24 protein-coding genes are annotated in these 25,163 nt (G+C 63.2%); 15 read left to right on the top strand and 9 right to left on the bottom strand.

Annotation, left to right across the window (positions count from 1 at the left end; translation table 11 throughout):
* Window positions 1-30: 30 nt before the first annotated feature.
* Window positions 31-864, bottom strand: a complete 834-nt coding sequence (locus ABFC66_RS15080) for a TauD/TfdA family dioxygenase (protein WP_346741790.1) — start codon at window positions 862-864, stop codon at window positions 31-33.
* A gap of 94 nt (window positions 865-958) precedes the next feature.
* Between ABFC66_RS15080 and ABFC66_RS15075 the strand changes: the two genes are divergently transcribed.
* Window positions 959-1,666 (top strand): Crp/Fnr family transcriptional regulator, encoded by a 708-nt coding sequence (locus tag ABFC66_RS15075; RefSeq protein WP_346741789.1) that lies wholly within the window; start codon window positions 959-961, stop codon window positions 1,664-1,666.
* 140 nt (window positions 1,667-1,806) lie between these two features.
* Here ABFC66_RS15075 and ABFC66_RS15070 read toward each other — a convergent pair whose 3' ends face one another.
* A complete protein-coding gene (locus ABFC66_RS15070) occupies window positions 1,807-2,805 on the bottom strand; it encodes a nitronate monooxygenase family protein (protein WP_346741788.1) in 999 nt (332 codons plus the stop codon).
* A 195-nt stretch (window positions 2,806-3,000) separates the two neighbouring features.
* On the opposite strand from ABFC66_RS15070, the gene ABFC66_RS15065 reads away from it, so the two are divergent.
* Together ABFC66_RS15065 and ABFC66_RS15060 are read left to right on the top strand one after the other, a co-directional pair.
* Complete coding sequence (locus ABFC66_RS15065) at window positions 3,001-3,915, top strand: LysR family transcriptional regulator (protein WP_346741787.1); 915 nt, start codon at window positions 3,001-3,003, stop codon at window positions 3,913-3,915.
* A 100-nt stretch (window positions 3,916-4,015) separates the two neighbouring features.
* The gene (locus ABFC66_RS15060; protein WP_346741786.1) at window positions 4,016-5,023 is read left to right on the top strand and encodes a nitronate monooxygenase family protein; all 1,008 of its coding nucleotides are present in this window, start codon (window positions 4,016-4,018) and stop codon (window positions 5,021-5,023) included.
* Window positions 5,024-5,193: 170 nt separating this feature from the next.
* Here ABFC66_RS15060 and ABFC66_RS15055 read toward each other — a convergent pair whose 3' ends face one another.
* Window positions 5,194-6,201 (bottom strand): SDR family NAD(P)-dependent oxidoreductase, encoded by a 1,008-nt coding sequence (locus ABFC66_RS15055; protein WP_346741785.1) that lies wholly within the window; start codon window positions 6,199-6,201, stop codon window positions 5,194-5,196.
* Between the two features lie 97 nt (window positions 6,202-6,298).
* Here ABFC66_RS15055 and ABFC66_RS15050 point away from each other — a divergent pair, with 97 nt between their 5' ends.
* The 4 genes from ABFC66_RS15050 to ABFC66_RS15035 all read left to right on the top strand — a co-directional run bounded on the left by ABFC66_RS15050 (window position 6,299) and on the right by ABFC66_RS15035 (window position 11,414).
* Window positions 6,299-7,195 (top strand): LysR family transcriptional regulator, encoded by an 897-nt coding sequence (locus ABFC66_RS15050; protein WP_346741784.1) that lies wholly within the window; start codon window positions 6,299-6,301, stop codon window positions 7,193-7,195.
* 84 nt (window positions 7,196-7,279) lie between these two features.
* Window positions 7,280-8,482, top strand: a complete 1,203-nt coding sequence (locus ABFC66_RS15045; RefSeq protein WP_346741783.1) for an acyl-CoA dehydrogenase — start codon at window positions 7,280-7,282, stop codon at window positions 8,480-8,482.
* A gap of 60 nt (window positions 8,483-8,542) precedes the next feature.
* Window positions 8,543-9,772: an MFS transporter gene (locus ABFC66_RS15040; protein WP_346741782.1), complete on the top strand. Its 1,230-nt coding sequence runs from the start codon at window positions 8,543-8,545 to the stop codon at window positions 9,770-9,772.
* Between the two features lie 256 nt (window positions 9,773-10,028).
* A complete protein-coding gene (locus ABFC66_RS15035; protein ID WP_346741781.1) occupies window positions 10,029-11,414 on the top strand; it encodes a CoA transferase in 1,386 nt (461 codons plus the stop codon).
* On the opposite strand, the gene ABFC66_RS15030 is transcribed toward ABFC66_RS15035, so the two are convergent.
* The 4 genes from ABFC66_RS15030 to ABFC66_RS15015 all read right to left on the bottom strand — a co-directional run bounded on the left by ABFC66_RS15030 (window position 11,415) and on the right by ABFC66_RS15015 (window position 15,682).
* Window positions 11,415-11,969, bottom strand: coding sequence for a DUF882 domain-containing protein (locus ABFC66_RS15030; RefSeq protein ID WP_346741780.1), 555 nt, complete (start codon window positions 11,967-11,969; stop codon window positions 11,415-11,417). It lies immediately after the preceding gene.
* 108 nt (window positions 11,970-12,077) lie between these two features.
* Entirely contained in the window at window positions 12,078-13,559 is a 1,482-nt protein-coding gene (locus ABFC66_RS15025; protein ID WP_346741779.1) for a L,D-transpeptidase family protein, read from the bottom strand.
* Between the two features lie 224 nt (window positions 13,560-13,783).
* Window positions 13,784-14,443 (bottom strand): class I SAM-dependent methyltransferase, encoded by a 660-nt coding sequence (locus ABFC66_RS15020; RefSeq protein ID WP_346741778.1) that lies wholly within the window; start codon window positions 14,441-14,443, stop codon window positions 13,784-13,786.
* A gap of 9 nt (window positions 14,444-14,452) precedes the next feature.
* Window positions 14,453-15,682 carry a DUF3419 family protein gene (locus ABFC66_RS15015; RefSeq protein ID WP_346741847.1) on the bottom strand — a complete coding sequence of 410 codons (1,230 nt, stop codon included), beginning with the start codon at window positions 15,680-15,682 and terminating at the stop codon, window positions 14,453-14,455.
* A gap of 327 nt (window positions 15,683-16,009) precedes the next feature.
* On the opposite strand from ABFC66_RS15015, the gene ABFC66_RS15010 reads away from it, so the two are divergent.
* Together ABFC66_RS15010 and rffA are read left to right on the top strand one after the other, a co-directional pair.
* On the top strand, window positions 16,010-16,648 hold the full coding sequence (locus ABFC66_RS15010) for an HAD-IIIA family hydrolase (RefSeq protein WP_346741777.1): 639 nt from the start codon (window positions 16,010-16,012) through the stop codon (window positions 16,646-16,648).
* Window positions 16,649-16,754: 106 nt separating this feature from the next.
* The gene (rffA, locus tag ABFC66_RS15005) at window positions 16,755-17,879 is read left to right on the top strand and encodes a dTDP-4-amino-4,6-dideoxygalactose transaminase (protein ID WP_346741776.1); all 1,125 of its coding nucleotides are present in this window, start codon (window positions 16,755-16,757) and stop codon (window positions 17,877-17,879) included.
* A 5-nt stretch (window positions 17,880-17,884) separates the two neighbouring features.
* Here rffA and ABFC66_RS15000 read toward each other — a convergent pair whose 3' ends face one another.
* Complete coding sequence (locus tag ABFC66_RS15000; protein WP_346741775.1) at window positions 17,885-18,202, bottom strand: rhodanese-like domain-containing protein; 318 nt, start codon at window positions 18,200-18,202, stop codon at window positions 17,885-17,887.
* Window positions 18,202-18,540, bottom strand: coding sequence for a metalloregulator ArsR/SmtB family transcription factor (locus tag ABFC66_RS14995; protein WP_346741774.1), 339 nt, complete (start codon window positions 18,538-18,540; stop codon window positions 18,202-18,204). The genes ABFC66_RS15000 and ABFC66_RS14995 overlap by 1 nt, the downstream gene beginning before the upstream one ends.
* Before the next feature lie 284 nt (window positions 18,541-18,824).
* Between ABFC66_RS14995 and ABFC66_RS14990 the strand changes: the two genes are divergently transcribed.
* The 6 genes from ABFC66_RS14990 to ABFC66_RS14965 are packed head-to-tail and all read left to right on the top strand — an operon-like array spanning window position 18,825 to window position 25,160.
* Window positions 18,825-20,306 (top strand): 4-hydroxyphenylacetate 3-hydroxylase N-terminal domain-containing protein, encoded by a 1,482-nt coding sequence (locus ABFC66_RS14990; protein WP_346741773.1) that lies wholly within the window; start codon window positions 18,825-18,827, stop codon window positions 20,304-20,306.
* Between the two features lie 6 nt (window positions 20,307-20,312).
* A complete protein-coding gene (locus ABFC66_RS14985; RefSeq protein ID WP_346741772.1) occupies window positions 20,313-21,509 on the top strand; it encodes an amidase in 1,197 nt (398 codons plus the stop codon).
* Window positions 21,506-22,426 (top strand): polysaccharide deacetylase family protein, encoded by a 921-nt coding sequence (locus tag ABFC66_RS14980; RefSeq protein WP_346741771.1) that lies wholly within the window; start codon window positions 21,506-21,508, stop codon window positions 22,424-22,426. The genes ABFC66_RS14985 and ABFC66_RS14980 overlap by 4 nt, the downstream gene beginning before the upstream one ends.
* On the top strand, window positions 22,423-23,931 hold the full coding sequence (locus tag ABFC66_RS14975) for an amidohydrolase family protein (RefSeq protein ID WP_346741770.1): 1,509 nt from the start codon (window positions 22,423-22,425) through the stop codon (window positions 23,929-23,931). Before ABFC66_RS14980 ends, ABFC66_RS14975 begins: the two co-directional genes overlap by 4 nt.
* Window positions 23,928-24,440, top strand: coding sequence for a flavin reductase family protein (locus tag ABFC66_RS14970; RefSeq protein ID WP_346741769.1), 513 nt, complete (start codon window positions 23,928-23,930; stop codon window positions 24,438-24,440). Before ABFC66_RS14975 ends, ABFC66_RS14970 begins: the two co-directional genes overlap by 4 nt.
* Entirely contained in the window at window positions 24,441-25,160 is a 720-nt protein-coding gene (locus ABFC66_RS14965; RefSeq protein WP_346741768.1) for an Asp/Glu/hydantoin racemase, read from the top strand.
* Window positions 25,161-25,163: the final 3 nt, after the last annotated feature.

The following is a 25,163-nucleotide window of genomic DNA, read 5'->3' as shown; positions in this document are numbered from 1 at the left end:
TGCCATGCGGCGGCGGAGGAGAAAACAGGCTCAGTTGAGCGCGCACCCGCCGATCGTGATGCGATGCAACAGACGCCGCTCGCCGTGATAGTCGTTCACCGCGTAATGCCAGGTCGCGCGATTGTCCCAGAAGGCGACCGATCCGTCGCGCCACTGGAAGCGGCAGGTGAATTCAGGGCGGACCGCATGCGCATAGAGCAGGTCAAGGAGCGGCCTGCTTTCCAATGGCGTCCAACCTTCGAAATGCGCCGTGAAGGCCGGGTTGACATAGAGCGCCTTGCGCCCGCTCAAGGGATGCGTGATGACGACGGGATGCGCCGCTTCGCCGACGAGGCTCTCGCCCTTGAAACCGCCTGCCTGATCGCTGTTCTTGTAAAAGCCCGCCGCGCCGAAGGCGAGCGCGTTCGAATGCACGGATTTGAGATTGGCGAGCGTCTGTTTCAGCCCGTCGGACAGCGCGTCGTAGGCGGCATACATGTTGGAGAAAAGCGTGTCGCCGCCTTCTTGCGGCAATTCGCGCGCAACGAGAATCGAACCCATGGCGGGCGTCGGATCGTAGGAATGATCCGTGTGCCAGCCGCCGCCGATATTGGTTTTCTGGTCCTTTTCCTTCCGCACCTCGGCAATCTCAGGATATTGCCCATTGGCGGGAAAGAACTTGTTGATGTCGATCTCGCCCCAGCGCCGCGCGAAGGCAATGTGCTCTTCCGGCGTCAGCTTCTGATCGCGGAAGAAGATCACGCCATGGTCCACATAGGCCTGCCGCACGAGTTCCATCTCGCTATTGCTGAGATGCGCGAGATCGATGCCCAGCACTTCCGCGCCGCAGCCCGCCGTCAGCTTCCTCACAACCGGTGTCGCCATTGCTTCCTCCTCCCGAAAGTCACCCTCATTGGGCTTGAGAATAGGGCTGCATTCGGAGAAGAATGTTACCGAGGTAACAATCTTGAGGGCCCCGATGGCCGGACCTGCCAGCCCGCATGAGCGTGTAGCCAGCGTCTTGAACCACAACGCATGGTTCAGCCGCCGGCCCGCGGAGCTTCGCCGGCAGTTGATCGAGCGCGCCCAGGTTTCGACCGTCGAGGCAGGGCACTGGCTCTATGACAAGGGCGACGAGGCGCGCGGCCTCTATGGCGTCCTGAGCGGATCGGTCACCACCCTCGTCGCGCTCGACAATGGCGAGAACGTGCCCGTGAACATCTCGGGCCCCGGGACGATCTTCGGATATGCGGCGCAGATCCTCGGCGGCCACCGCGTCGCGACGGCCATTGCCCGTGAACGGTCGGAAATCATCTTCGTGCCGCAACACGCACTCGCGGCCATCGCCCGCGAGCAGCCATCGCTGTGGATTCACTTCGCGGAACTTGCCACCGAACAGCTTATCTGGGCGGTCAAGATCATTGCGGAGCGCGCCCGGCTGAGCCCTCGCGCACGCCTCGCCGCCCGTCTCTACGGCTATGCGATGAACTGGGGCAAGATCGGCGGCACCGTCACGCTGCCGATCCGGCAGGACGAACTCGCCGAACTGACCGGTCTTTCGCGAAAGACGATCAACGGCATTTTGCGCGAGTTCGAGGAGGCAGGTCTCGTCAGACTCGGCTATCGCGAAATCGCAATCCTCGACGAAGGCGGCTTGCTGCGCGTCGTCAGGAAAGAGCGCACATGAAAAAGCCCGCGCCGTCTCCGGCGCGGACTTCATTCATCTCCCGGTCACCCCGGCCTTGAGCCGGGGTCCACCTTAATGCTGCACACTCGGCAAAGATGGATGCCGGATCAAGTCCGGCATGACGGTTAAATTCCTTATCCTTACTCGGCGGCGCGTGCCACCGAGAGGCCCGCCATGCGGTTGAGGCGCGTGGAGATGATGCCTTCGGCTTCCGAAACGATGCGGGCCACGAGGTCCTTCACCGTCGGAATGTCGTGGATCAGGCCCTGCACCATGCCGGCCGACCAGATGCCGTAGTCCGGATCGCCCTGCTCGTAGACGACCTTGCCGCGCGCGCCGGAAACGAGATGCGCGATGTCCTCGATCTTCGCGCCGCCCTTCTTCTCGATGGCAACGACTTCCTGGCTCACCGCATTCTTCGCCACGCGCGCCGTGTTGTGCAGCGTACGGAAGATGAGGTCGGTGGCGCGTTCGTCATTGGCGACGATCTGCTCCTTCACCTTCTGGTGAATGGGGCTTTCGACCGTGCACATGAAGCGCGTGCCCATGTTGACGCCTTCGGCGCCCAGCGCCAGCGCCGCGACGAGGCCGCGCGCATCCGCGATGCCACCCGAGGCGACGAGCGGGATCTTCACCTTGTCGGCGGCAGCCGCGATGAGGATCAGGCCCGGAATGTCGTCTTCACCCGGATGGCCCGCGCATTCGAAGCCGTCGATCGAGACCGCGTCAACGCCCATGCGCTCTGCGGAAAGCGCATGACGGACCGCCGTGCACTTATGGATGACCTTGATGCCGTGCTTCTTGAAGTCATCGACATGTTCCTGCGGCTTGTAGCCCGCAGTCTCGACGACCTTGATGCCGCTTTCGATGATCGCCTGGCGATACTCGGCGTAGGGCGGCGGCTTCAGCGCCGGAAGAATGGTCAGGTTGACGCCGAAGGTCTTGTCCGTCATCTCGCGGCACTTCTTGATCTCCTTCACGAGATCTTCCGGCGTCGGCTGCGTGAGCGCGGTGATGAAGCCGAGAGCGCCCGCATTCGCGACAGCCGAAACGAGCGTCGCGCGGCCGACCCACTGCATGCCGCCCTGAACGATGGGGTGTTCGACCCCGAACATTTCCGTAAATCTGGTCTTCAGCACGGATTTCTCTCCCTGATTTGGCCATTCGGCCTGATGCCTTGATGCCATGGTTCTAGCAGAAGGTGGCCACGCTTTGCAGCCTCTTGCTTGCGGCGGCGCGTCGGCCCGCCCTTCCCCTGCGTCCGCCTCCTCCGACTTGAAATCGAGGGGCGCAGGGCGCATCTTTCGGCAGAAATTGGCATGGGGTGTTCGGCAATGAACAGTGAAGAAGCGCCGGGCGCAGGCTGGGACGCCTACCGCATTTTCCTCGCCGTGGCGGAGGCCCAGAGCCTTTCGGCGGCAGGCCGCAGGCTCGGCCTGAGTCACGCGACCGTCGGTCGCCACGTCGCCGCTCTCGAAAAGGCGCTTGGCACGAAACTCTTCATTCGCGAGCCCGCTGGCTATGCACTCACCGCTGCCGGTGAACGCCTCAAGTCCGAGGTCGAGCCGATGGCGATGGCCGCCGAGCGCGCGGTCCGCGCTGCGACTGCGGACGATGGCGAGCCGCGCGGCACCGTCCGCGTCTCGACGGCGCCGGGCATCACCGCTCACTGGCTCATGCCGCATCTGCCGGGCTTTCATCGCCAATATCCCGGCATCGAACTCGACTTCGTCACCGAGTCCTGGCCGGCAAGCGTTCGCCGGCGCGAGGCCGATATCGTCATTCGTCTCTATGGCCCCGGCGAAGAAAACCTCGTCGGCCGCAAGATCGGGCGCCTCGGCGTCGCTTTCTATGCGTCGAAGAGTTACGCGGCGGAACACGGCCTGCCGACGAAGCGCGAGGAATGGGCGGAGCATTCGATTCTCGGTTTCGCCGGATCGAGCGCCAATCAGGAACTCGCCCGCTGGAGCGCGCATGTCACCCGCAACGCGCCGACGCATCTGCGCTTCTCCTCACAGATCGACACGGCCTATGCGGTGCTGGCGGGCGTCGGCATTTCGGCGCTGACCTGCCTGACCGGCGACGCCTATCCGCAGCTCCTGCGCATCTCGCCGGAGAAGCTCTATAGCGCCACCGATATCTGGCTGCTGACGCATCCCGACCTCAAGGACACGCCGCCGGTCCGCGCCGCCATGGACTTCATTGCCGCAAGGGCAAAGGCCGATCGCGCCCGCCTTGCCGGGCGCTGATCATCTGCGCACAGGCCTGTGTGGATTTGTGCGCAGACAAGGCCCCGCCGCCGGACCATAGTTTCGTCAACGCTTCACAACACCCGGTCAGGAAACGCTCATGGCTTTGACTAACAACCTCAAGAACCGGCTCGAACTGCCCGTTGTCGGTTCGCCGCTCTTCATCGTCTCCGGTCCCGAACTCGTGATCGCACAGTGCAAGGCAGGCATCGTCGGCTCCTTTCCGGCGCTGAATGCACGGCCTGCGCATGTACTGGAAGAATGGATCAAGCGGATCAAGGGCGAACTCGGCGAATATCAGGCCAAGCACCCGGACAAGAAGGTCGCGCCCTTCGCGGTCAACCAGATCTGCCACTCCTCCAACGACCGCCTCGCGCATGACATCGAGATCTGCACGAAGCTCGAAGTGCCGGTCATCATCACGAGCCTTCGTCCGCCGGCGGAAGTCGTCGAAGCGGCGCATTCCTATGGCGGCGTCGTCTTCCATGACGTCATCAATGTGAAGCACGCGATGAAGGCCGCCGAACAGGGCGTAGATGGCCTTATCCTCGTCTGCGCGGGCGCGGGCGGCCATGCCGGCACGCTGTCGCCCTTCGCCCTCGTGCGCGAAGTGAAGCAGTGGTTCAAGGGCACGGTGCTCGTCTCAGGCGCCATTTCGGACGGCTTCGGCATCGCCTCCGCCCTCGCCCTCGGCGCCGACCTCGCCTATATGGGCACGCGTTTCATCGCCACGCAGGAAGCGAATGCGGAAGCCGCCTACAAGCAGGCGCTGATCGACCACGCCGCCGACGACATCGTCTATTCGAACCTCTTCACCGGCGTTCACGGCAATTATCTCGCGCCGTCGATCGCCGCGGCTGGCCTCGACCCGGCCAATCTTCCCGAGGCGGACAAGTCGAAGATGAACTTCGGCTCGGGCGGCAACATGAAGCAGAAGGCCTGGAAGGACATCTGGGGCTCGGGTCAGGGCATCGGGCAGATCAAGGACGCGCCCGCCGCCGCCGACCTCATTGCACGCCTCAAGGCCGAATATCTTCAGGCTTGCCGCGAATTCGCCGAGCGCATGCCGCGCGAAGCTCTGGCCGGTCTGCAGGCTGCTGCGGAATAAGCACCTTCCGCCAACACATAGCGGCACCCCGGCATTCACCGGGGTGCCGTTCTTCTTTCAGTGCCCCATCATGATCGCTGTGGCGAGCCAGACAAGCGTGCCGGCCACAGCGCCGCCAAGCGAAAGCGCAATCCTCTGGGCACGCGTCCTGAGTTCTTCAGGCATGCACATCACACCCTCCTTTCGGCGCCGATTGCGCCGCTTTTGAATGACATCGTGTCGAGACAGCCGAGCCCCTTGAGCGTGACGCGCAGCGCCACTTCGGTCGGCGTATGCGGTTCCTCGCCGAGAAAGGCGACAAGCTTCCTGTTGTCGAGACGGACCGGGCGTTTCCAGAGGTAACGCATCTCGATCATCTCGCGGAACGTCTCAACGAAAGGCGAAGCGAGATAGACGGCGAACCACGGAAACCGGCGGATCGGCGCGTCGGGGACGCCCGCTGCCTTGCGCGTCGCATCCGCAATCTCGACGCCCTTATCGAACCAGTGACCGCCGAAATGAAAGACATCGAAATCGGCAAGCTCATTCTCCCGCTCGACGAGGCGCATGATCGTCTCCGCCAGATCGGGAAGATAGGCCCAGGCATGGCCGACATCGCGCTTGCCCGGATAGGTCACCGAGCCGAGCGGCTTGCCCATCTTCACGAGGCCCTGCCCAAACCAGTTGTTGCCGCCATGCGGTCCGAAAAAGTCGCCCGCGCGAACGATCAGCACCGGTGCTCCTTCTTTCGAAGCACGGCGCAACCGCATTTCCATCGCGACGCGGATCGCACCCTTTCGCGTCTTCGGATTCTGCGGTGAGGTTTCGCTGATGAGCGGAAGGGCATCCGGCCCGAAATTATAGACCGTACCCGGAAAGACGAGGCGCGCACCCGCGGCCTTCGCAGCCGCGATCGAGCTTTCGAGCATGGGCAGCGCCGTGCCCTTCCAGTTCCTGTAGCCGGGCGGGTTTGCGGCATGAACGACGAGGCTGACCCCTTCCGATGCGGCAATGACGTCCGACGCCATCATCGCGTCGCCCTTCACCCATTCGAGGCTGCCGAGCCGCGCAAAGTCCCGCGCGGCCTTTTCCGGGTTGCGGTTGAGTGCCCGGACGCTCCAGCCGCGGGCCTTGAGCGCCAAAGCCATCTCGCTGCCGATGCCGCCTGTCGCGCCGATGATGAGAGCTGTGCGGGTCATGTTCCGTCCTCGTGGGTTCCTGTTGACCCCCGAAACATGATCCATTCAAATACGAATATGAATTGCCTATTACCGGCGGATCGATATACGTTTTTGCATGACCAATACGCAGCCAGGCTGGGAGCTTTACCGCTCTTTTCTCGCCGTGGTCCGGGAGGGAAGCCTCTCCGGCGCCGCAAGGGCCCTCGACATCACCCAACCGACCGTCGGCCGCCATATCGACGCGCTGGAGCAGGCGCTGGGTATCGCCCTCTTCACGCGGTCGCAGACGGGCCTTAACGCCACAGAAGGGGCGCTGGCCCTCGTCCCCCATGCGGAGGCCATGGCCGCCGCTGCCGAGGCGCTGCAACGAGCAGCCTCCGGCGAGGCCGAGGAAGACCGGGGCACGGTCCGCATTACCGCAAGCGAGATCATCGGCACCGAAGTTCTGCCGCCGATCCTCGCCGCCTTCCATGAGCAGCATCCGCGCATCGCGGTCGAGCTTCTGCTGTCGAACCGCGCCGAAGACCTGCTGCGGCGCGACGCCGACATCGCCGTCCGCATGGTCAGGCCCACACAGGCCGCCCTCGTGGCAAAGAAGATCGGCACCATCCATCTCGGGCTCCACGCCCATCCGAGCTACATCGAAAAGCACGGGGCGCCCAAGAGCGTCGAGGAGATCACTTCCCACCCGATCATCGGCTTCGACCGCGAGCCCTCGGTGCGCCGTCTGGAAGGGCTCGGCATTCCAATTTCCCGAGACCTCTTCGCCTTTCGCTGCGACAGCGACGTCGCGCAATATGCAGCCCAGCGGGCGGGTTTCGGCCTTGGCTTCTGCCAGATCGCGCTGGCCAAACGCGATGGGCTCGTCCCCATCCTTCCCGGCCTCATCGGCTTCCAGCTGGATGTCTGGGTCGCCATGCACGAAGACCTCAAGACCAGCCGCCGCATGCGGCTGATGTTCGACCATCTGGGCGCGCATATCGCCGCCTATATCGCCTCGGAAAATCGCTGACGCCTTGCGCGGAAGGGGAGTCGCGCATCCCCCTTCGCCCTGCTATATGACCGGCCAAACGCCTATTTCCGCGAGGTCAAGCCGATGTCAGAAGCCGTGAAGGCCAATCCGCCGCTTCCGCCCTTCAACTGGGAGGACCCGCTCCTCCTCGACGAGCAGCTCACCGAAGAAGAGCGGCTGGTGCGCGACAGCGCGCGGGCCTATGCGCAGGAAAAGCTCTTCACCCGCGTGAAAGAGGCCAACCGCCACGAGATATTCCATCGCGAGATCATGAACGAGATGGGCGCCCAAGGGCTGCTCGGGCCGACGCTGCCGGAAAAATATGGCTGCGCCGGCCTTTCCTATGTCTGCTACGGCCTCGCCGCGCGCGAAGTCGAGCGCGTGGATAGTGGCTACCGCTCGGCGATGAGCGTTCAGTCCTCGCTCGTCATGCACCCGATCTATGCCTATGGCTCGGAGGCCCAGCGCGAGAAATATCTGCCCAAGCTCGCCACCGGCGAATGGGTCGGCTGCTTCGGCCTGACCGAGCCCGATCACGGTTCCGATCCGGGATCGATGAAGACCCGCGCGAAGAAGGTCGATGGGGGCTACATCCTCAATGGCGCGAAGATGTGGATCACCAATGCGCCCATCGCCGATCTCGCCGTCGTCTGGGCGAAGACGGATGATGACGTCATCCGCGGCTTCGTTGTCGAACGCGCCTTCAAGGGCTTCTCGACGCCGAAAATCGAAGGCAAGTTCTCGCTTCGCGCCTCCATCACCGGCGAAATCTCGCTGCAGGATGTTTTCGTGCCTGACGAGAACCTGTTGCCGAATGTGCGCGGCCTCGCCGGTCCTTTCGGCTGCCTCAACCGCGCCCGCTATGGCATCGCCTGGGGCGCCATGGGCGCCGCTGAATTCTGCTGGCATGCGGCACGTCAATATACGCTCGACCGCAAGCAGTTCGGCCGCCCGCTCGCCGCGAACCAGCTCATCCAGAAGAAGCTCGCCGACATGCAGACCGAGATCACGCTCGGCCTTCAGGGCTGCCTGCAGCTCGGCCGCCTCTTCGACGAAGGCAAGGCGGCTCCCGCCGCCATTTCGCTGATGAAGCGCAACAATTGCGGCAAGGCACTCGACATCGCTCGCATGGCCCGCGACATGCACGGCGGCAACGGCGTGTCGGACGAATATCACGTCATCCGCCACGCGATGAATCTCGAGGCGGTGAATACTTATGAAGGCACGCATGACGTCCATGCGCTGATCCTCGGCCGCGAGATCACGGGGATACAGGCTTTCAGTTGATCGATGGCGCGGACCGGTGCCGTCTGGCCCGGTCCGCCTGCAGGCACATGGGAGACGATCGTGAGTGACAGCGTTGCGAAGGCTCCCAGCCCGGCCGTGAAGGACACCGCCTTCGTCGTGCTCGCCGCGATCAGCCTCTGTCATCTCATCAACGACATGCTGCAGTCGCTGTTGCCGGCGATCTATCCGATGTTGAAGGAGAATTACGGCCTCGACTTCGGGCAGGTGGGGCTCATCACCCTCACCTATCAGATGACCGCATCGCTGTTGCAGCCGGTCGTCGGCGTCTACACCGACAAGCGCTCAAGCCCCTGGTCGCTCGCCATCGGCATGGGCTTCACGCTGGCAGGCCTTCTGCTTCTCTCGGTTGCAAGCTCCTTCCTCATCCTGCTCGTCGCGGCCGTCCTTGTCGGCACGGGCTCGTCTATCTTCCATCCCGAATCCTCCCGCGTTGCGCGCATGGCATCGGGCGGGCGGCATGGGCTCGCGCAATCGCTTTTCCAGGTCGGCGGGAACGCGGGCTCGGCCATCGGCCCTCTGCTCGCCGCCTTCATCGTCATTCAGAAGGGTCAGGCGAGCGTCGCCTGGTTCTCCATCGCCGCGATGCTCGGCATCGTGCTGCTCTGGAATGTCGGCGGCTGGTACAAGCGCAACGCTGCGCCCATCGCGAAGAAGCCGACGCAGGGAACGGCGAACTCCGAAGCGCTGCCAACGCGGCGCATCCGGATGGCGATCGCCATTCTGCTGCTGCTGATCTTCTCGAAATATTTCTATCTCGCCGGCTTCACCAGCTACTACACATTCTACCTGATCGAGAAATTCCACATCTCGGTCGAGAGCGCACAGGTCCTGCTCTTCGTCTTTCTGGGCGCGGTGGCGGCAGGTACGATCATCGGCGGCCCGCTCGGCGACCGCTTCGGCCGCAAATATGTGATCTGGGCCTCGATCCTTGGCGTGTTGCCCTTCACGTTGATCCTGCCTCACGCCAATCTCTTCTGGACGGCGCTCCTCAGCGTGCCCATCGGCGTGATCCTCGCCTCCGCTTTTCCGGCGATCATCGTCTATGCTCAGGAATTGATGCCGGGCCGCGTCGGCACGGTGTCAGGGCTGTTCTTCGGATTCGCTTTCGGCATGGGAGGCATCGGCGCCGCCGTGCTCGGCGAACTCGCCGACATGACGAGCATCGACTTCGTCTATCAGCTCTGCGCCTTCCTTCCGGCACTGGGACTCATCGCGGGCTTCCTGCCAAATCCGGATGCGGCTCGCCGCGCCGCCGCCGCGAAGGTCTGACCGCGCGGCTCGTCAGCCGGCAATTCGCCAGACGATCTCGTCGCCGCCATATTAGGCATCGAGCCGAAGGTGGCGATTGTGAACTGCAAACGGCACCCTCCCTTTGCGCGAACGAATGTCAGCACAAGCCCCGTCATCAATGCGTTGCGGGCGTGACGGCGGCCTTGTAGCCGGGACGAACATTGACTCGCGCAATCAAGATTGACGGTCGTTCGCGGCAGCGCCAACTTTCCCCGACAGACACGGAGAGAAAGCTATGAAATCGGCGACGCAGGCTCTGACAGAACTCTGGACCGCAGCAGGGGGCGATGCAGAGGCGCTTTCACGCGTCGCTTTTTCCGGCGCAGAGCCTGCGCTTCCCTCTTCCTTCGCGCTCGGCACTGCGGCGCAGGCATCAATTGCAGCGGCTGGCCTCGCCGCAACGGAGATCTGGAAAGCTCGCACGGGCCGCGCGCAGAACATATCAGTCGACATGCGCCATGCAGCCATCGAATTCCGTTCGGAACGCTATCTTCGGATCGACGGCAAAGCGCCCGAGAGCCTCTGGGACCCGATTGCCGGCATCTACAAGGCGGGAGACGGAAGGTTCGTCCGGCTGCATACGAATTTTCCGCATCATCGGGACAATATTCTGAGGCTCCTTTCCTGCGCCAACACGCGGGACGATGTGCAGAAGGCTCTCGATAGCTGGGCCGCCGAGAATTTCGAAACGCAGGCAAACGAAAGCGGCTGCGTCGTCTCGATGATGCGCTCACCGGAAGAATGGGCGCGACACCCACAATCCTCCGCTTTGGCGCCGCTCCCGGTCATCGAGATCGAGAAGATCGGCGACGCAGATCCACGCCCTTTGCCGGCAGGATCGAGACCGCTTTCCGGCCTACGCGTTCTCGACCTCACACGCATCGTCGCAGGTCCCGTGGGTGGCCGCACGCTCGCCGCGCATGGCGCGGACGTGATGCTCGTCTCCTCGCCCAGATTGCCCTTTGTCGACTGGCTGGTGAAGGACACAGGCCGTGGGAAGCGCTCTGCCTTTGCCGACCTCGAAACGGCGGAAGGGCGGGCTGCGCTTCGAACGCTCGTCACAAGTGCCGACATCTTCTCGCAAGCCTACCGGCCGCAAGCTCTTGCACGACACGGTTTCTCACCGGAAGAACTGGCCGCGATCCGACCCGGGATCGTCTATGTGACGCTCTCGGCCTATGGCCATACCGGCCCATGGGCGGCGAGGCGTGGCTTTGACTCTCTGGTGCAAACCGCAACAGGCTTCAATCATGAAGAAGGCCGCGCGGCCGGCATCGAGGGTCCGCGCGAATGGCCCGCGCAGGCGCTGGACCACGCCAGCGGATATCTCATGGCCTTCGGCGCGATGATGGCGCGCCTGAGGCAATCACGCGAAGGTGGAAGCTGGCTCGTCCGTGTTTCGCTCGCGCAGACGGGGCGCTGGATCGCAGGCCTTGGCCGCGTCGAAAACGGCCTCGCGGCTCATGACCCAAAGCTTGAAGACGTTCAGGATCTCCTGGAAGACAGCGCCTCGCCCTTCGGCGCCTTCAGGGCCGTGCGCCATGCCGCGCAGCTTTCAGAAACGCCGGCACATTGGGCACTCCCCGCGGTGCCTCTTGGCACCGACGCCCCGCGCTGGTGATCAGGCGTCGCGGCCCTGCTGCCAGTGGCGTACGCGACCGCAATCGACATGCACGAAGTCGGACGCGGGATAGTAGCCAACGCCACCGCCCTTGAGCATCAGCGCTGCCTTCTGCACCACGGCGAGATCGCGGCCCGGAACGCGAATGTCGATCGCCTGTCCCTGCATGTGAAGGCTGTGCTTGGCGACGCCGCCGCTCGCCTTGTGCATCTTCGCGTTGCTCTCAGGCGAGCGATAGCCGGAGATGACTTCGAAATGTGAGTTGGTGTCGAGCTTGCCGCGCAGCACGACCAGAAGATCGAGCAAGCGCGTGTCGATATCGTGCTCCGCGCCGTTGCGATGGTCGCGCAGGACCTTCTTTATGCCCGCAAGCGCTTCGGGTACGTAGGCGCCATCCGCCCAATAAGTCTCCGCAAAGACTTCACCCGTATGTGTATTATGGAATTTTAGAGCCCTGCGTGAGGGGCTTGCGGCAAATGCCGGCTTGGCGAGCGCCAAGGTCGCTGCACCAGCGCCCAGACCGAAAAAACCTCTGCGTGTGAAATGCAACGCCACGCTACCTCTCGAAGTTTGAACGCCCCCGTGAAACCCGTATAGGAAATACGGCCTTCAACGTCAAATGACATCGGCCTCATGCGATCATGAGACGCAACTGCATAATCCTCAGGCCATGCAGACCCCAACCTTCGCGCCGCCCACAGGGGCCATGCTGACTGGCCCCATTCCGGCCGCCGGCGCCTGCTCGCCGCCATGCGGCAGAGCGGCCGCGAGCCGCGCGTCGCGACCATAAATATCCTCGCGGAATTCCGCGTCGCCGCTCTCGCCGGCGAAGGCGGTCCAGTAGGTGATCACAACCGGAATGTCCGTCGCCATCTGCACGCGCTGGGTCCCGCCCTCTTCGATTGCCGCTTCGATGCGCTCGCGCGGCCAGTTCGCATTGTCCTGGAGAAGCCTCTCTGCGAGGTCGAGCGGCTTTTCGAGGCGGACGCAGCCATGGCTGCGCGCACGGGCATCACGGTCGCCCTTGTTGAAGAGGCTGCGAGCCGGAGTGTCGTGCAGATAGACGTCGAAGCTGCTGTGCAGCTCGAACTTGATCCGGCCCAGCGAATTCTTCGGCCCAGGGGCCTGCACGATCTGGCCGTTCTTCCACTCCATGTTATGCGCTTCGAGATAATCCGGATTGCGTTTCAGCGCCGGCATGATCTCCTTGCGCACGATCGAAACCGGCACAACCCATGGCGGATTGACGACCACCGCTCGAATGTCGCTGCGCACCAGAGGCGTTGGCGTCTTCTTTGCGCCGACCACCGTCCGCATTCGCAGCACGGGCTTCTGGTCAACGATCAGCGCGGCTGTGGCTGCTGCCGTATTGACCTCGATACGCGTCGGCGGGATGCCGCGCGACAGCTGCCGCCAGCGCTCGAGATTGAGCGCGATCTGCTCTGCACGCGCGGCGGCGCTTACATTGAGAGCGGCGACAGTCTTCTTGCCCAGCGCGCCATCAGTGTCGAGGCCGTGGCGTTCCTGAAAATGCTTCAATGCCGCAAGCACATCGCCCGTCAGAACATCGCCACCTTCGGCCGTCGCGAGATAGCCTTCCGCCGCGAGACGTTCCCGCAGCGTCGCGACGAGCGGGCTCGACTTGCCGGGCTTCACCGAGGTTTCCGGCGTTCCGATCACGGGCCAACCACCCTGTGCGGCGAGCGTGCGGTAATGCGCGAGCAAAGCCACAAGAGCCGCGTATTGCGGTTGCGGCGGCGGCAGACTCGCGAGCCACGCCGAGACGTCACCACCATTCAGTGCCGATTTCAGCCCCGGCAGGACATCGCCGGGATAGATGTCGAAATCGATATCGGCATCGACGGTGGCCGGATCGACCTGTCCGCGCGTCATGATCCGCGCATAACGAAGCGCGGCATCCGACAACAGCAGATCGCGCAGCGCCTTGTCGGTGGATGACCCGTCAAGTCGCGCAATGTCCCTCAAGTGAAATATCGCCGGATCGAGACCCTGCGCCTCGGCCTTGCTCAACGTCGCGATAAGCGCCGCCGCATTCTGGCCTGACCACAGGCAGGGCCCCTGGGCTCCGGCATAAAGCCTTTGCAGATCGTCCTGGCGAATCTCTGCGCCGAGATCGGCGGTCAAGGATGCAACGGTCCCGACCGAAGCGGCACATTCGCCCGCTTGCGCGCCGGCAGGCAAAAGAGCCCCGGCCATCATCATGAAAGCAAGACCCGTTAGCCGGAAGACGGAAGACCTACGCTGCACTGGCGACACCCTGCTTCAATCCATCGGTACGCATTCACGATCAGTCTGAAACTGGACCAATCGATGACAGCTTACATTGAAGCAGATCAACAGGGCAAAAATCAGGCGGGACGTTTCAGCACAGCAATCCAGCTATAGCCGCGGTGCAGCGACTGGAAATCGAGAGTTGCATCATGAGATGCGGCAATTTCGGCCAGCACCGCCCGCAACTCAGCGCGCGGTGCGACATGAAACCAGCCGAGCCAGGCGAAAAGCAGCGCCCGGAAGAAGCGGGGAAGTCCTTCCTGCTGACCGAAATCGACGATGTGAAGGCTGCCGCCGGGCGCCACATTGCGCATGGCCTGTTCGATGGCCTTGCGCCAATCCGGGATCATCGACACCGTGTAGGACATGAAGACGCGTTCGAATTGGGCAATGCCGAAAGCGCGCTGCGGATCGAAATCGGTCGCATCGCCTTGCGCGAAATTGACCCGCTGCTCGAGCCGCGCCTTGCAGGCCGCGGCACGCGCCGTCGCCAGCATCTCCGATGAGATGTCCATGCCGTAAAACTCGGCATGGGGATAGCGGCGCAGTGCGGCAATGAGGTTCCGGCCCGTGCCGCAACCGACCTCGAGAACACGCATTCCGGGCCGCGCGGCAAGCCCGGCGATGAGCAGGTCGCGGCCGAGGAGATAATAGCGGCGCGTCAGGTCATAGATATGCCGCTGGTTCCGGTAGACCCGGTCCATCAGATGCGAATGTCCGGCGTCGGCAATCGACATGGTCGTCCCTCAACCCTTGAACGTATAGAGATGGAAGCCGCCATAGATCGACGAGCGGTCGCGCTGCGTCCAATCGCGTGAACGTTCGGCGTCATAGTGCCAACGGTCGATGATTTCAGGCGCAACGCGACCGGGCAGCAGGGTCGGCTCGGCGGCAGTGCGGAAGATCACCCGCGCGCCGGGACGCGCCGTGCGCGTCATTTCGCGCCAGATGTCGTTCAGCTGTTCGTCGGTCATCCAGTCCTGCGCGTCGAGCAGGACATAGCGGTCTGCGCTGGCATCGGGCTCGCCGCGCAGGAATTCGGTGAAGTTGCGATTCAGCACTTCGACGCGGCCCGCACCCGCCTGCAATGCGGCGAAATTCTCGCGCTGGAGATAGGGCGGCAGAGAAGGATTTTCGCCCGGCGCGTAGTGACGGGCGAAGGCCTGCCAGGCAAAATAATTGTCGGCGATGGGAAAGCCGCAAGCGAGCCGTTCGAGGCGCTCGCGCAGCACCTCATGCATCGGCCGCCCGCCGGCAAGCTTCTCATACTGCGACGGCGGAATGCCGAGACCGTAAAGCGAGGCCGGATTGTCGGTGACGCGGCGCACGAATTTCTTGTCGAAGAGAGGCGCGAGCTTGGTGTCGAAAAAGACCCGCTGACCGGCGAGCGAACCCGCATCAAGCAGCGGACGGAAATCGACGCCATAGAGCTTCGCCGCGAGATGCGCCCAGCCGATGAAATAGCCGAGCAGCCCGTAACGGTAGAAATTGCGCGTGAAGAGCGTGATGCGCTTGCGGCCCGAGATCGACCGGCGCTCCCAATAGTCGAACGTGTCGTCATCGAGACGGTCGCGCAGGAAGCGCCGATAGGCTTCGAGATTGGCTGCGCTGTTCGCCTCGCCGAAGAAGCGGAAGAAATGCTCATAGCTCGGCATATGCGCGGCAGCGGCAAGCTTCAGACGGCCCAGCGCCACATGCGCCGGATTGAGATCGACCGCCGTGATGCGGGCGGGACCCGCCGCGAGATAGGACATGACGTTGCAGCCACCCGACGCGATCGCCACCACATGATGCTCGGGGCTGAGTTCCATCGCCTCCAGATCGATCAGCGGATCTTCCCAGATCTGCGGATAAACGAGGCCGGTGAACAGAAGCGTGAAAAGCCGCTCCAGCACGCCTTCCTTCGAGGCGGCCTTGTGCCGGTGTACGGCGCGGTTCAAACGCTCCCTGGGGCGCAGAAGGGCGCCTTCTTCCACCAGAGGTTCGGCAATGGCAGCGGCCTGATCGGTCACGTCGTCCCTCGCTTTCGCGCTATAGGCCGGCGAATCGAATGCCTGAAATTCCCTGCCGGCTTTTCAGCAGCTACAGGGCTTGCGTGAAGTGCTTATGAACTTCTTGTGTCGAATGTGACAATGCGGGCACAGATTGATGGAAATGCTCCCCGAATGATGACAATGACCGTCAGAACGACAGACCGCGCCATCAAATTCATGAACGGGCGCACTGCCCTTTCACGAAACACGGGCCCCATGGTCTAATGGCGGCTTACGGCGAGGTGGAACTATGATCGGGCGCGCAGGCTGATGCTTCTGGAGAACGGCGTATGGATTTCCGATCCCGCGCCCGCGCGGCATGGCGGCCCCGCCCTCTTTCTCGACCGCGACGGCGTCATCGTGCACGAGGTGAACTACCTCTCGCGTCCTGAAGACGTGGCTCTCGAAACAGGCATCGGGGACCTGATCGACTGGGTACATGCGCGGGGAATCGCGGTCGCCGCCGTCACCAATCAATCAGGCATCGCCCGCGGGCGCTTCGGCTGGACCGAATTTGAGGCGGTCGAGGCGGAGGTCGCGCGACAGCTCGCGGAGCGCGGCGTGGCGCTCGACCTCGTTATCGCCTGCGCCTTCCATGAAGACCACACCGAGGGCTTCGGCGCTGAACATGCGCGCTGGCGGAAGCCCGGCCCAGCCATGCTAGAGCTCGCTGCAGCAAAGCTCGGATGCGACCTCCGGAAGAGCGTCATGATCGGCGACAAGGCAAGCGACGTCGAAGCGGCCCGCAATGCAGGCCTCGCCCATGCCATCCATGTTCTGACCGGGCACGGCGAAAAGGAGCGCCCCGCCGCGATGCAGCTCGCCCGTCCCGGCTTCACGGTCCACGCCGCGGCCGACCTCCGGGAAGCGCTGGCGATCCTGAAATCCGGGCCTTGGAGCACACTCTGACCGGCCCCTTGCCTTGGACCTGACGGGCCTGTTGAATGAGCGCCGACTCGGGGCCCGGACACCCGCGCCGCCGCCCCTTTAACCCACCCCGCCCTGGCAGACAAAAATGACCGTTCCCTATTACGAGCCGACTCTTGCGGGCCGCGAGAGGCAATATCTGGATGAAGTTCTCTCGGCGAAGCAACTCGCGGGCGACGGCAGGTTCACCAAGGCCTGCCATGCGGTCATCGAGGAGAAGACCGGCACCCACAAGGCGCTGCTCACCCATTCGGGCACCGGCGCGCTCGACATGATCGGCCTGTTGCTCGAAATCCAGCCGGGCGACGAAGTCATCATCCCGACCTACACCTTCGTGAGTTCGGCCAACGCCATCGCGCTGCGCGGCGGCGTCCCGATCTTCGTCGATATTCGCGCCGATACGCTCAATCTCAATGAAGCGCTCATCGAAGCCGCCATCACGCCGAAAACCCGCGCCATCATGCCGGTACATTACGCGGGCATTTCCTGCGAGATGGATACGATCCTCGCCATCGCGAAGAAGCATGACCTCATCGTGGTGGAGGATGCCGCGCAGGGCTATGGCGCGACCTACAAGGGAAAGCCGCTTGGAACGCTGGGCGCGCTCGCCGCGCTGAGCTTCCACGCCAGCAAGAATGTCATCGCCGGCGAAGGCGGCGCGTTGCTGGTCAACGATCCCGCCTATCGGCTGCGCGCCGAAATCGTGCGCGAAAAGGGCACAAACCGCGCCCAGTTCTTCCGTGGCGAGATCGACAAATATACATGGGTCGATCTCGGCTCATCCTTCCTGCCCAGCGAGATCGTGGCCGCTCTGCTGCTCGCGCAGCTTGAAGAAGCCGACTCGATCAACGAGCGACGCATAGCCTTGTGGGAGTCCTATCATTCGGCGCTCGCACCGCTCGAGGCGCGTGGCCTCGCACGGCGCGCGGTCGTGCCGAATGCCTGCCGCCACAACGGCCATATCTACTGGCTGGTTTTTGAGAGCGGCGATCTTCGCGCCAAGGCACGGGATCTGCTCCTGGCCGAAGGCATCACGGCATCAGCGCACTTCGCACCGTTGCACAACTCACCCGCCGGCAAGCGTTTCGGCCGCACGGGCAGCGACATGCAGGTCGCCGAACACGCAGGCGACGGCCTGCTCCGCATGCCGCTATTCGCGCATATGGAGCCGGACGTCATCGGCCAGGTTGCGGATGTTCTGAAGAAGCTCTGACGCGATCAGCCGTGCTTGACGGGCAGGCCGGCCTTTTTCCAGCCTTCGATACCGCCCGTAAGCTCGAAGAGCTCGCCCTCGCAGGCGGCCGCGAGCTTGCCGGCATTCGTCGTCGTGCGCATGCCGCCCTTGCAGTGAAACACGACCTGACGCTTGCCCAGCGCCTTCAGGTCATGCTGGCCGAGTTCCGACAGGGGCACGAGATGGGCGCCGGCAATATGCTCGGCCGCATGCTCGTTACGCTCACGGATATCGACAAGCACGGCATCGCCCGCGTCGAGCCACGATTTGACGGTGGCCGCATCGACAGGTTTCAGCGACATCAGACTTTCCTCTTTGCACTTCTGGACTTCGCGGGCGGACAATAGATGTCGGCCAGTGTTTCAATGACACGCTGAGCCGCCGGACTCGCGAGCTTGTAGTAGATCGTCTGGGCTTCACGCCGGGTGGCGACCAGCCCCAGTTCGCGCAACAAGGCGAGATGCTGGGAGAGGGCCGACTGGCTGATGCCGACAAGTTCCTGGAGTTCGCCAACGGAAATTTCCCGGTCCGCGATCTGGCAAAGGATCAGCAGACGTCTTTCATTGGCCAGCGCGCCGAGAAGCTTGCTCGCCTCGGCCGCGCTTGCCTCCAGATCCCTGATATCCGCCGCCATGGCCATGCTCGAAAAATCCGCCGTTGCCCGCCGACGGCGCGCCTCTAGTGAGACTTATATTAGCGATAGTTGATATATTTTCAAGTTCCGGAGCAAAATCCGAACTGACCTCTTGACGCCCGCCCGCCGCCGCCGCTAGTCTTGTTGCAATGCAGCATCGGACCCGAAAATGGGAGATGCGTCATTCCGAGTTCTTCGGACATACCCTTTTTCTTTCAAACGGCCTCTCTTCCGATTTGCAAAGGGCATGAAGCCTGGCGTCGGTCTCCAGCTCAGAAAGCGGACCCGCCATGGTAAAAGACAGCAAGCGCCACATTGACAGCCTCAAGGACGGACGGACCATCTTCATCGATGGACGGCGCGTCGCGGATGTGACAACAGACCCCGCTTTCGCCCATGCCGTTGCCACCTCCGGCAGATTCTACGATTTTCAGGCGGCGCCCCAGAATATCGACGCGATGACCTTCACCTCGCCCAAGACCGGCGATCAGGTGAGCCGCGCCTGGCAACTGCCCCGCAATCACCGTGAACTGGTCGAACGCCGCGAGGCGCTGGTGAAATGGTCTCGCATGACCTGCGGCATGGTCGGCCGCTCGCCCGATCACGTCGCCTCGACCATGGCCGGCTTCCGCATGGGGCTGCACGTCTTCCACGAGAACAACCCGGCGCGCGCCCGCGCGGTCGAGGGCTATTACGAATATGCCCGCGACAACGACCTCTACCTCTCCTACGTCATCATCAACCCGCAGTCCGACAAGGCGAAATCCGCCAGCGGCCAGCCCGATCCGCATCTCGTCGCGTCGGTTGTGGATGAGGACTCCACCGGCATCACCATTCGCGGCGCGAAGATGCTCGCGACCAGCGGCATCATGGCGAACGAGGTTCTGGTATCGGGTTTCCAGGCGTTGCAGGCGGGCGACGAGGCATATGCCTTCACGGCGGCCGTTCCCATCGGCGCCAAGGGCCTGACGCTGATGTCGCGTCGCAGCTATGAGCAGAACGCGACATCGACCTTCGACTATCCGCTCTCCGCCCAGTTCGACGAGAACGACGCCGTCATCTATTTCGACGATGTAAAGATTCCGTGGGACCGCGTCTTCGTCCACAAGGATCTGAAGATGGCGCAGGCGCAGTGGCACGACACGCGCACGCATGTCTTCCAGAACTATCAGTGCATGATCCGCCTGATGGTGAAGCTGCAGTTCCTGCTGGGCCTTGCGCGCAAGATCGCGGAAATCAACAACATCATCAACTATCCGCAGGTGCGCGAGACGCTCGGCCTGCTGGCGGCCAAGGTCAACAATATCGAGGCCCTCGTCATCGCGATGGAAGCCTCGGGCGAGAGCTATCACGGCTATTACGTGCCGAACCGCAGCATCCTCTGCACCGCGCAGGTGGTCGCGCAGAACACCTATCCGGAAGTCGTTGAGGCGATCCGCACCCTCGCCGGCGGCGGCCTCATCATGGTGCCGTCCTCCTATGCCGATTTCGACACGCCGGAAACCAACGCCATCATCCAGAAGACGCAGCGCTCGGTCAGCACCACGTCGGAAGGCCGCGTGAAGCTGATGAAGCTTGCATGGGACGCGATCGGCTCGGAATTCGGCTCGCGCCATCTGCAATACGAGATGTTCTATTCGGGCCCGACCTTCGTCACGCGCGGAAACTCCTTCCGCTTCTTCGACTGGGATGGCGTCAAGGGATTCGTGGACGAGTTCATGAATTCCTACGACCTGCCTTCCGCTGGATCTTCGCGCTCCGCAGCGGAGTAAGCGTCGATGCACGGATCGGTAACAGTCTCGCCGGATGAGATCCGGCGGCTCGCCTTTGTCGAGCATGGGCCCACTTCGCTTCGCATTTCCGAGACCGGCCCGCTTGCCGGCCTCGACTTCGCGGTGAAGGATCTTTTCGATGTCGCGGGGTACAAGACCGCCTGCGGCAATCCGGACCGATTGCGCGATAGTGCTCCTGCGGTCGCGACCGCTCCCTCGGTTGTAGTGGCGCTCGCCGCAGGCGCACGCCTCATCGGCAAGACGCACACGGATGAAGTCGCCTGCGGCATGTTCGGTATGAACCCGCATTTCGGGACGCCGATTAATCCCAAGGTGCCCAACCGCGCGCCCGGCGGCTCGTCCAGCGGGTCGGCATCCGCTGTCGCCGCGGGCCTCTGCGACTTCGCACTCGGCACGGACACGGGCGGCTCAATCCGCGTGCCGGCGAGCTTCTGCGGCCTTTATGGTCTTCGCACGACCTTTGGCCGCGTCTCGGTCGCAGGCGTCATGGCCATGGCGCCGAGTTTCGACACGGTGGGCTGGCTCGCTCGCGACGCCGCCATGCTCCGCCGCGTGAGCGAGGTCTACCTTGGCCCGGTGTGCAAGTATTCGGCTCCGCGCCTGCTGTTGGCCCGCGACGCATTCGACATTCCCGTGCGTGGTATCGGCGCGGCGCTCCTGCCCTTCGCGAAGACGCTCGGCGCAACGAGCGAGATCACGCTCTTTCAGGAAGGCATTGACCATTGGCTCGACACGTTCCGCCCTCTCCAACTCCACGACCTCTGGTCGACGCTCGGCCAATGGGGCACGGCGCCGGGGCGGAACCTGAGCCAGGCCGTCGCCGAGCGCATCGCGCTTTCATCGACCATCAAGCCGGAGGCCGTCGCCGCCGCCGTCCTCAAGCGTGAGGCGCTGACCACACGCCTTATCGACCTTCTCGGCGATGACGGCTTCATCGTCATTCCGACGGCGCATGACCTGCCTCCACTCCGCGACGCACCCGTTTCCGCACAGGTCGAGTTCCGCGAGAAGACGCTCGCGCTCACCTGCGTCGCAAGCCTGACGCGATTACCGCAGATCAACATCCCTGCGACGACATTCGACGGATGTCCCATCGGTCTTTCTCTCATCGCAGGACCGCGCGGCGAAGAACGGCTTCTTGCCTTTGCCGAGAGCCTCGGTTCACTGGATGGAATGGCATGAGGCCAACACCCAACGGACAACGCGACTTCACAGGCTATGGCCGCAACCGACCAGACCCACGCTGGCCGGGCGGCGCGCGCATGGCGCTCGTCATCGTCCTCAATGTGGAGGAAGGCGCCGAACCTTCCCTGCCCGATGGCGACGCCGCGACGGAGATCGCCCTGACAGACGGCATTTTCGGCGAGGTGCCTGCAGGCAAGCGCGATTTCGTTGCCGAGACGCTGTTCGAATATGGCTCTCGCGTCGGCTTCTGGCGCCTCCACGACCTTTTCGTCGAACGCGGGCTCCCGCTCACCATCAATGCCTGTGCGCAAGCCTTGGTACGCAATTCTGAAATCGCAAGAGCAATCCGCGAAGGCAAGTTCGACCTCTGCTGCCACGGCGACCGTTTCCTCCGTCAGTTCAACATGAACGAGGATGAGGAACGCAACGCCATCGCCAAAGCCGTTCAGAGCCTGCAGCAGACGCTGGGCCGCGCACCTCTCGGCTGGCAAAGCCGCTATTCGCCGAGCGAGCGCACCCGTGCGCTAATCGTCGAGCATGGCGGATTTCTCTACGACGCGGATTCCTACGCCGACGATCTGCCCTACTGGGTCGATGTCGCGGGCAAGGCTCACCTCGTCGTTCCGCACAGCTTCACGAATAACGACAACCGGCTCGCCACAGCCAAGCTCGCGACCGGCGCCGAATTCTACGAACACCTCGCCAGCGCCTTCCGCGTCCTCCACGCCGAGGGTGCCCGCAGCCCTGGCATGATGACCGTGAGCCTGCACAGCCGCATCTCGGGCCAGCCCGCGCGTTTCGAGGGCATCAGCCGCTTTCTCGATCTTGTCGCCACACATGACGATGTGTGGATCGCCGGACGTTCCGAGATCGCGCAGCACTGGATGGCCGAACATCCTCCGGTGACGCCATGAGCGCCGCGCAACTTCTCATCCGTGGTGGTCTCGTCGCCGATCCGGCATCGGCCATTGTGGAACCGCGCGATATTCTGATCGAAGGCACGCGGATCGTTGCCTTGGGAGCGCCGGGAAGCATAGCGGAACCGCGCGCCAGAATTCACGGTGCCTCGAACCGGCTGATCCTTCCGGCCTTCGTCAATGCGCATACGCATGGCCACTCGAACCTCGTCAAAGGTATTGCGGACCGCTGGACGCTCGAAGCTTCGCTCACCAATGGGCCATGGCTCGCTGGCGCGCGCGACACCGAGACGATCTATCTCTCCGCCCTGCTCGGCGCGCTCGACATGCTGTCCAAGGGGTGTGTGTCCTGCTTCGACCTCGTCTATGAATTTCCGCTGCCGACAAAGGCCGGGTTCGCCGCCGTTGCGCGCGCCTATGCCGACGCCGGGATGAAGGCGGTTCTCGCCCCCATGGTCGCGGACAAGACACTCTTCACCGCCATTCCTGGCCTGCTTGACTCGCTCCCTGAGGATCTCCGCAAGACTGTCAGTCAGTTCGATCTCGGCAGCGCCGACGCCACGATTGCAGCCATCGAGGAAATAGCCGCGGCCCGCGACGACTTGCCCGACGGGATCGACCTCGCCATCGCTCCAACCATCCCCCATCACTGTTCGGAAGATTTTCTCGCGCGCTGCATCGATCTTGCCGAGCGCTACGACCTGCCGATTCACATGCATATTGCAGAATCGCGGCTGCAAGCGACCACGGCGCGAAAGCTCTGGGGCGTCTCTCCCGTGCGCTATCTCGCCGACCGTGGCGTCCTGCGCCCTGGCTTCGTTGCCGCTCACGGCGTCTGGCTCAAGCACGACGATCTCGATATCCTCGCCGAGCATCAATGCTCCGTTGCACATATCCCGGCCAGCAATTTTCGTCTTGGCTCAGGCATGGCCTATGTCCGCGCAATGCTCGACCGGGGCATCAATGTCGGGCTCGCGACGGATGGCGCAAATTCCTCCGATGCCATGAGCATGCTGCAAGCCATGCGCCTTGCCTCTTACGCTTCGCGCGGATTTTCCGGCCCGCGTGACAAGTGGCTCGGGGCCGCCGAGACGTTGAGGCTTGCGACGAGGGGCGGCGCCGATCTCGCGGGCTTCAAGCATGCAGGCCGAATGGAAGCGGGCGCGGACGCCGATCTGGTCTTCTTCGATCTCGACCATCTCGACTTCGTTCCCCTCACCGATCCCATCAACCAGATCGTCACCGCCGCCGACTCCGCATCGGTCCGCGAGGTCATGGCGAACGGCCGCATGGTCCTTTCCAATGGCCGCTTCACCGCCATCGACACGTCCGGCCTGCGCGAGCGTGTGCGCGACACCGTATTGCGGCTCTCGGCAAAACTCGCCGATGCGCGCCCTCTCGCAGCGAGGCTCGAACCTCATGTCGTCGCTTTCGTCGACAAGGCGTCCGAAGAGCCGCTCGACATCGAACGTTTTGTAAATCCGCGTGAGAAGATCACATGACCGTCATCTCCCCCACAATCGGCGCTCAGGAGTTCCGCCACGCCTGCTCGCTCTTCGCCACCGGCGTCGCCGTGGTGACTGCACGTCTCGGCGAAGTGCGTGTCGGGATGACGATCAATTCCTTCGCTTCCGTGTCGCTGGAGCCCCCGCTCGTGCTCTGGAGCCTCCGCGATATGTCGCGCGCGCGGCCTGTTTTCGAAGAGGCCGGCAGCTTTGCCATCAACATACTCTCGGCCGAGCAGATGCCGCTGGCACAGCATTTTGCGACAGGTGCCGACGACCTGTTCGAGGGCCATGAAATGAGACCTTCCGAATTCGGCTTGCCGCTTATCGCCGAAGCGCTGGCGCATCTCGAATGCCGCACGCGTCATATCTACGACGCGGGCGATCACCGCATCCTCGTGGGAGAAGTCGTCGGGCTCAATTCCCGGGAAGGTGCCCCGCTCGTTTTCTATCAGGGACGCCTTTCTGCCGGTCTTCCTCAACACACCATTTCAGGCATTGCATAAATGACGATCCGCATCGGCCATATCACACCATCGTCGAATACGGCGCTCGAACCCCTCACCTATGCAATGAACGAACCTCTGAAGCATCGGATGACGCATCACTTCTCACGCATGACGGTGACGCATCTCGCCCTCAGCGGCTCGTCGGAGGCGCAATTCCAGCCGGAGCCGATGCTTGCCGCCGCGCGTCTTCTGGCGGACGCGCCGCTCGATGCAATACTCTGGAACGGCACATCGGCGAGCTGGCGTGGGCTCGAGAACGATCTCCGACTTTGCGAGGCCATCACGCGCGAGACGGGCATTGCCGCCTCGACGACAACTATCGCCTTCTACAAGACTTTTCGTGAAAACAATTGGCGCCGGATTGCGCTCGCCGTTCCCTACACACCGGACATCACGGAACAAATCGGCGTTGAATATGCAAGGCAAGGCTTCGACGTGGTGGGTGCGGCGAGCCTTGGCCTGCGCGAGAACATACAGATCGGCGGAACCGACGCGGAGCCGATCCGCAAGCTCCTGCGCGAAGCGGCACGGAGCGAACCGGATTGTATCGCCGTCGTCTGCACGAATTTCAACGCGACCGAAATCGTGGATGAGATGGAAACCGAACTCGGCGTCCCAATCGTCGACTCGATCGCCATCACATTTCGCGAAGCCTGCCTCATGACGGGCCTGGATCTGCGCGTCCCCGGCTGGGGTAAAATTCTTGCCGGTCACTGACCC

The organism is Parvibaculum sp., assembly GCF_039680535.1.
Taxonomy (GTDB): domain Bacteria; phylum Pseudomonadota; class Alphaproteobacteria; order Parvibaculales; family Parvibaculaceae; genus Parvibaculum.
Note: the sequence above shows the minus strand (reverse complement) of the source record. Positions and strands in the feature narration are given on the sequence as shown.

Bases quoted from the DNA above. Each gene is read 5' to 3' on its own strand.
- ABFC66_RS15080 (WP_346741790.1), bottom strand. From the start codon at position 864: ATGGCGACACCGGTTGTGAGGAAGCTGACGGCGGGCTGCGGCGCGGAA.
- ABFC66_RS15075 (WP_346741789.1), top strand. From the start codon at position 959: ATGGCCGGACCTGCCAGCCCGCATGAGCGTGTAGCCAGCGTCTTGAAC.
- ABFC66_RS15065 (WP_346741787.1), top strand. From the start codon at position 3,001: ATGAACAGTGAAGAAGCGCCGGGCGCAGGCTGGGACGCCTACCGCATT.
- ABFC66_RS15060 (WP_346741786.1), top strand. From the start codon at position 4,016: ATGGCTTTGACTAACAACCTCAAGAACCGGCTCGAACTGCCCGTTGTC.
- ABFC66_RS15055 (WP_346741785.1), bottom strand. From the start codon at position 6,201: ATGACCCGCACAGCTCTCATCATCGGCGCGACAGGCGGCATCGGCAGC.
- ABFC66_RS15050 (WP_346741784.1), top strand. From the start codon at position 6,299: ATGACCAATACGCAGCCAGGCTGGGAGCTTTACCGCTCTTTTCTCGCC.
- ABFC66_RS15045 (WP_346741783.1), top strand. From the start codon at position 7,280: ATGTCAGAAGCCGTGAAGGCCAATCCGCCGCTTCCGCCCTTCAACTGG.
- ABFC66_RS15035 (WP_346741781.1), top strand. From the start codon at position 10,029: ATGAAATCGGCGACGCAGGCTCTGACAGAACTCTGGACCGCAGCAGGG.
- ABFC66_RS15020 (WP_346741778.1), bottom strand. From the start codon at position 14,443: ATGTCGATTGCCGACGCCGGACATTCGCATCTGATGGACCGGGTCTAC.
- ABFC66_RS15010 (WP_346741777.1), top strand. From the start codon at position 16,010: ATGCTTCTGGAGAACGGCGTATGGATTTCCGATCCCGCGCCCGCGCGG.
- rffA (WP_346741776.1), top strand. From the start codon at position 16,755: ATGACCGTTCCCTATTACGAGCCGACTCTTGCGGGCCGCGAGAGGCAA.
- ABFC66_RS15000 (WP_346741775.1), bottom strand. From the start codon at position 18,202: ATGTCGCTGAAACCTGTCGATGCGGCCACCGTCAAATCGTGGCTCGAC.
- ABFC66_RS14995 (WP_346741774.1), bottom strand. From the start codon at position 18,540: ATGGCCATGGCGGCGGATATCAGGGATCTGGAGGCAAGCGCGGCCGAG.
- ABFC66_RS14990 (WP_346741773.1), top strand. From the start codon at position 18,825: ATGGTAAAAGACAGCAAGCGCCACATTGACAGCCTCAAGGACGGACGG.
- ABFC66_RS14985 (WP_346741772.1), top strand. From the start codon at position 20,313: ATGCACGGATCGGTAACAGTCTCGCCGGATGAGATCCGGCGGCTCGCC.
- ABFC66_RS14980 (WP_346741771.1), top strand. From the start codon at position 21,506: ATGAGGCCAACACCCAACGGACAACGCGACTTCACAGGCTATGGCCGC.
- ABFC66_RS14975 (WP_346741770.1), top strand. From the start codon at position 22,423: ATGAGCGCCGCGCAACTTCTCATCCGTGGTGGTCTCGTCGCCGATCCG.
- ABFC66_RS14970 (WP_346741769.1), top strand. From the start codon at position 23,928: ATGACCGTCATCTCCCCCACAATCGGCGCTCAGGAGTTCCGCCACGCC.
- ABFC66_RS14965 (WP_346741768.1), top strand. From the start codon at position 24,441: ATGACGATCCGCATCGGCCATATCACACCATCGTCGAATACGGCGCTC.